Genomic DNA, 5,062 nt, shown 5'->3' with positions numbered 1-5,062 from the left:
AAGCAATTTAGAGGAATAGCTACTCGATATGACAAGCTCAAAAGAAATTATCAAAGTGCTGTTGCCTTAGCCTGTATATTTTTATGCTACCTTTATAGGTTTAATTATGAACAGTAAATGTCAACAGACCCTAGACTTTTTGATGACCGTCTAAAAATCGATCCACGCAATAACTGATGTATTTGTCGATCTCTTGATCATCTTCTTCTATGGTAATCCCCATTAGAATCCGCCATTCCAGATTACGCAAAATACCAAAATATAACTGGGCAGAATATTGCGGATTTTCACAATATAGCAAACCTTGTTCATGGGCCTGTTTCAGTGCGGTAGCAATGGAACTTTGTACCTGAACCGGGCCGCGTTCATGAATATGGCGGGCCAGTTGAGGATTACGCTGACTTTGTTCCAGTACCAAACGCATAAAGACTGCATTTTCCGGCTGCATGATTTGGCGGTAGAAGGTCAATAATGTCTGTACCAAATAACTACGAAAATCTAGCGCCATCAGTTCAATCGGAATGCTGATATCTTCAAAAAACTTGGTACGTCGATAATCACAAATAGCTTCAAACAGGCCTTCTTTATTGCCAAAGTACTTGTAAATGGAAGCTTTGGAACCGCCTGCATGCTGGACAATATCATCTAGAGAAACTGCCTCATAACCATGTTCCAGAAACAGTTCGGTCGCAGAGACCAACAGCGCAACGCAGCGCTCATGACCACGTTTGGTTTGAGGCAGATCTTTGGCGAGTGGTTCCAGATGAACAAGGTTTTGCATAGAGGATGGTATATCAACAGGTTATATAAACTTGGTAGTTCATCATAACAAATATATCCGCAGATTTCACAATCACACCGAATGAAGGCGGAATTTATTCAGTGAATCAAGTAAAACTTAAAAGTTTGACTAAAGTTTTAGAGTTTTTATTCTATTGGCTTATAGCATCATGGTTTCAAATCAGTATACTCAAATCTCAATAATTATAGCCAAGACTGTGGAAAGGAAGATGACAGAACAAATGTCTGCAGGTTTAAAGTTTAGACAAGCGCTTGAAGTCGAAAAACCATTACAAATTATGGGCACAGTGAATGCCTATGCTGCCATGATGGCCAAACAGGTCGGCTATAAAGCTATTTATCTCTCTGGTGCCGGTGTTGCAAACTATTCTTATGGTCTACCTGATCTAGGCATGACGAGTCTGGATAATGTTCTGGAAGATGTGCGTCGCATTACTGAACGTGTAGATACACCCTTACTGGTTGATATAGATACAGGCTGGGGCGGTGCATTTAATATCGCACGTAGCATCAAGCAGATGATTGCTGCTGGCGCTGCTGCTGTGCATATCGAAGATCAGGTTGCACAAAAACGTTGTGGTCATCGTCCGAATAAGGAAATTGTGACCCAACAGGAAATGGTTGACCGGATCAAGGCGGCAGTCGATGCTAAAACCGATTCAAACTTTGTGGTGATGGCACGTACCGACGCACTTCAGAAAGAAGGTCTGCAGGCAGTGATTGACCGCGCTTGTGCCTGTGTCGAAGCAGGTGCAGATGCCATTTTTGCTGAAGCGATGACAGACATTACCATGTATCGTACTGTATGCGATGCAGTTGGTGTACCGGTTTTGGCCAATATTACCGAATTTGGTGACACACCATATTATACCACTGAAGAACTGGCTGAGCAGGGTATTCGCATGGTACTTTACCCGCTATCAGCTACCCGTGCGATGCAAAAGGCGGCACTGGAAGTGATGCGCTCAGTGCGTGAAAATGGTACACAGGTGCATGTACTGGATAAAATGCAACCGCGTAAAGAATTATACGAATTTTTAGATTATCACAGCTTTGAAAACACATTAGATAAACTGTTCAAGCAGGAGAATTAAAACAATGGCTGAAGGAAAAGTACTCACTGGCGCAGGATTGCGCGGACAAGTTGCAGGAAAAACTGCACTTTCAACAGTAGGCAAAAGTGGTGCAGGCCTGACCTATCGCGGCTATGACGTACAGGATCTGGCAGAAAACTGTCAGTTTGAAGAAGTCGCTTACCTGATTTTCTTTGGTGAATTACCAACTTCAGAACAGTTGGCTGCCTATAAAGCAAAACTGAAATCTTTGCGTGTACTACCACAAGCGCTGAAAGAAGTACTTGAGCGTATTCCTGCTGATTCACATCCAATGGATGTGATGCGTACTGGCGTATCGATGCTGGGCAACCTTGAGACTGAACAGTCTTTTGATCAGCAACAGGATATCGCAGACCGTATTCTGGCGACGTTGCCAGCAATTATCTGCTACTGGTATCGCTATAGCCATGACGGCGTACGCATTGATGAAAATACCGATGATGATTCAATAGGTGCTCAGTTCCTTCATTTGCTACATGGCAAGAAACCGAATCAGCTACATGAGCAAGTGATGAATGTATCCCTGATCCTGTACGCAGAGCATGAATTTAATGCTTCAACCTTCACAGCGCGTGTTTGTGCATCAACTTTGTCTGACTTGCATTCATGTATTACCGGTGCAATTGGTTCACTACGTGGCCCATTACACGGTGGTGCCAATGAAGCGGCAATGGATATGATTGAAAACTGGAAATCTCCAGAAGAAGCTGAGCGCGAAATGCTGGGCATGCTGGAGCGTAAAGAAAAAATCATGGGCTTTGGTCATGCGATTTATAAAGACAATGATCCGCGTAATGGCATTATCAAGCAATGGTCTGAAAAACTGGCAAAAGATGTAGGTGATACTGTGCTCTACCCAGTATCAGTGCGTTGTGAAGAAGTCATGTGGCGCGAGAAAAAACTGTTCTGTAATGCGGACTTTTTCCATGCTTCTGCTTATCACTTTATGGGTATTCCAACCAAACTGTTTACGCCAATCTTTGTAATGTCACGCGTCACAGGTTGGGCGGCGCATGTGATGGAACAACGTGCAGATAACCGTATTATCCGTCCGAGCGCGGATTATACTGGTCCAGAGTTGCGTAAAGTGGTTCCAATTGCTGAGCGCACTTCTGCTGCGTAAGCCAGAGATATTCTAAATATGAAAATAAGGTCTCCATGAGGCCTTATTTTTTGCTAATTGTTGATTGACATTGGTTTACCGACTTAATAATGCTGGATCTTCAATGTGATAACCGGTTTCAAATGGGATGCCTAAGTATTTTACTGTCACCAGTATTTTATTCTGTTTCGGTACTTGATAAGTTTGGCTTAATCTTAAATCTGCTTTATAACTGACTGCTTGTTGAACAGGACTTTTATACTGGCTAGATTGCACCTGATATTGATAAGTCCATTTTGGAACTTTCTGTTTAGGATCATGCCATGCAGGGGCAGTACCTTTGCTGGTCTTTAATAGCTTGAGCTGAATGTTTTGCTTTTGCAAAGGTACTAACGGAATCAGACGCTTTTTAATTTTGGCAATTTCCTGGACAAACTTACGGCTGTCCTGATCGTAGTCAATCTGCTTGGTTTTTGGATTGATATACAGGGAGTTCACCTGAATTAGCTGATTCGGAGTTTTGGATTTAAAATGATAATAATACAGTTGAGGTAGGCGTCCGCGACCATCGAGATAATGCCGCAACAGATAAAGTTTCTGGTCTTTGACTTCATACCCCAAAACTTCAATATTCTGTGGGCCACCGACAGTGGCGAAAGCGGATACAGGAATGCCAAGTGCGAGCAAAAGGGCTGCAAATCTTATTTTCATCACTGATCAGGCCTCATTAAAACAACGTGCTTTTATAAGAAATAATTTAACTATAAATACAGTAGAAATAATGAAGTTTGATCAGCATTTTATATAAACAGTTTTGGTTTTAGGTGTTGAGTAGATTAATCATGTCATGTGCGATGACGGCTGCCAGTTTATTAAGACGTTCCTGTGGTGTGCCTTTAATATAATACTGGAACTGGTGAGTCTGAAGACCATCATAAACAGCGGTGAAGAAAGTACCTTCCGGTTTATCAGGTGTTGCACTACCGCCTGGTTTAAGCAAGCCTGTACAAGCAATAATCCAGTCCGCCTCCTGAAACATTTTTTTACCTGCCTCAGCCAGAGCAACCGTTACAGGCATAGATTCGGCTGAATGGGTGCTAATTAGATTCGGAGAAATTCCCAAAACATTGATCTTCACGGACGGATCGTAGCATACCAGACCTCCCAACAAGATTTCAGCACCTTCATTTTTGCAAATTGAAAACTGACTGGTTAAATAGCCAGAACTTGCACTTTCAATAAAAGCAATCTTGATGTTTCTTTGTTCCAGCAGGCCACAACATGTTTTAATCATAATGTCTATTTTTTCTTAGAAGGTAATCTTTATTCCAATGTAGTCCCATTTTGCTTTTGTATCAACTGTGAGATTATTCCTTTATTATGATGAAAGGTAAAATATTTTTGTAATTTTAGTATTCCAAACGTAAGTTTGGCAGTTGTTAAACTGATTGCTTAATGCTTGGACAATATTTGAAATTAATGGTTTTAACTTGCTCTGATCAGTGGTAAAAATAAAAATAAAGTGCGTAAGGAAAGTAGGTTGTAAGAATGAAAACCACAGTAAAGTATTCCGTATTAAAAAGTCTAGATTATCAACTGGGTACTCCTTTATTTCAGGAAGAAATTGAGGCAGATGGTCAATATTTTGATCAGATCCCAAGCATCATTCATTACCAGAATTTAAAGTTTAAAGTTAAAAGCAAAGAATTAAAGCGTTTATATCTGGCCGAAGAGCAAGAAGAAAACCAAACCATTATTGTAAAAGTGGTCGCAATCTAAAAATAACTTATTGAAAATAAGCCTCTTAAAATAAGAGGCTTATTTATTAGATAAAGGTCATTAAAATAGAATTTGATTAGATTTAATAAAAAAATCTAATAATAATTTTAAAAATATAAAGTCAAGGTAAATTGGTAACTGAAAAGGCCTTATTTGTGATTCTATGTAATATAGTCTGCTATTCAAAAATGGTTTTTTCGTTTTTATATTTAATGATCTAATTTTTAGAAAATTAGGTTAAACATGGGCAGAGTAAAACTTGAAG

6 protein-coding genes and 1 pseudogene are annotated in these 5,062 nt (G+C 40.2%); 4 read left to right on the top strand and 3 right to left on the bottom strand.

Annotated elements, in window-relative coordinates:
• Nucleotides 1–117, top strand: a pseudogene (locus tag B3143_RS00845) (IS5/IS1182 family transposase); the annotation flags it as partial.
• A 13-nt stretch (nucleotides 118–130) separates the two neighbouring features.
• Here the strand turns inward: B3143_RS00845 and B3143_RS00840 are convergent.
• Nucleotides 131–781 carry a TetR/AcrR family transcriptional regulator gene (locus tag B3143_RS00840; protein ID WP_286739160.1) on the bottom strand — a complete coding sequence of 217 codons (651 nt, stop codon included), beginning with the start codon at nucleotides 779–781 and terminating at the stop codon, nucleotides 131–133.
• A gap of 229 nt (nucleotides 782–1,010) precedes the next feature.
• Here B3143_RS00840 and prpB point away from each other — a divergent pair, with 229 nt between their 5' ends.
• Together prpB and prpC are read left to right on the top strand one after the other, a co-directional pair.
• The gene (gene prpB, locus B3143_RS00835; protein WP_004785998.1) at nucleotides 1,011–1,895 is read left to right on the top strand and encodes a methylisocitrate lyase; all 885 of its coding nucleotides are present in this window, start codon (nucleotides 1,011–1,013) and stop codon (nucleotides 1,893–1,895) included.
• 4 nt (nucleotides 1,896–1,899) lie between these two features.
• Nucleotides 1,900–3,039 (top strand): bifunctional 2-methylcitrate synthase/citrate synthase, encoded by a 1,140-nt coding sequence (prpC, locus tag B3143_RS00830; protein WP_004785996.1) that lies wholly within the window; start codon nucleotides 1,900–1,902, stop codon nucleotides 3,037–3,039.
• 75 nt (nucleotides 3,040–3,114) lie between these two features.
• Here prpC and B3143_RS00825 read toward each other — a convergent pair whose 3' ends face one another.
• On the bottom strand, nucleotides 3,115–3,729 hold the full coding sequence (locus B3143_RS00825; protein ID WP_004785994.1) for a hypothetical protein: 615 nt from the start codon (nucleotides 3,727–3,729) through the stop codon (nucleotides 3,115–3,117).
• 109 nt (nucleotides 3,730–3,838) lie between these two features.
• On the bottom strand, nucleotides 3,839–4,312 hold the full coding sequence (locus B3143_RS00820) for a CinA family protein (RefSeq protein WP_004785993.1): 474 nt from the start codon (nucleotides 4,310–4,312) through the stop codon (nucleotides 3,839–3,841).
• Nucleotides 4,313–4,566: 254 nt separating this feature from the next.
• Between B3143_RS00820 and B3143_RS00815 the strand changes: the two genes are divergently transcribed.
• On the top strand, nucleotides 4,567–4,797 hold the full coding sequence (locus B3143_RS00815) for a hypothetical protein (RefSeq protein ID WP_004785991.1): 231 nt from the start codon (nucleotides 4,567–4,569) through the stop codon (nucleotides 4,795–4,797).
• Nucleotides 4,798–5,062 lie beyond the last annotated feature (265 nt).

The organism is Acinetobacter sp. UBA1496, from assembly GCF_002324975.1.
In the GTDB taxonomy this organism is placed as follows: Bacteria; Pseudomonadota; Gammaproteobacteria; order Pseudomonadales; family Moraxellaceae; genus Acinetobacter; species Acinetobacter variabilis.
Note: the sequence above shows the minus strand (reverse complement) of the source record. Positions and strands in the feature narration are given on the sequence as shown.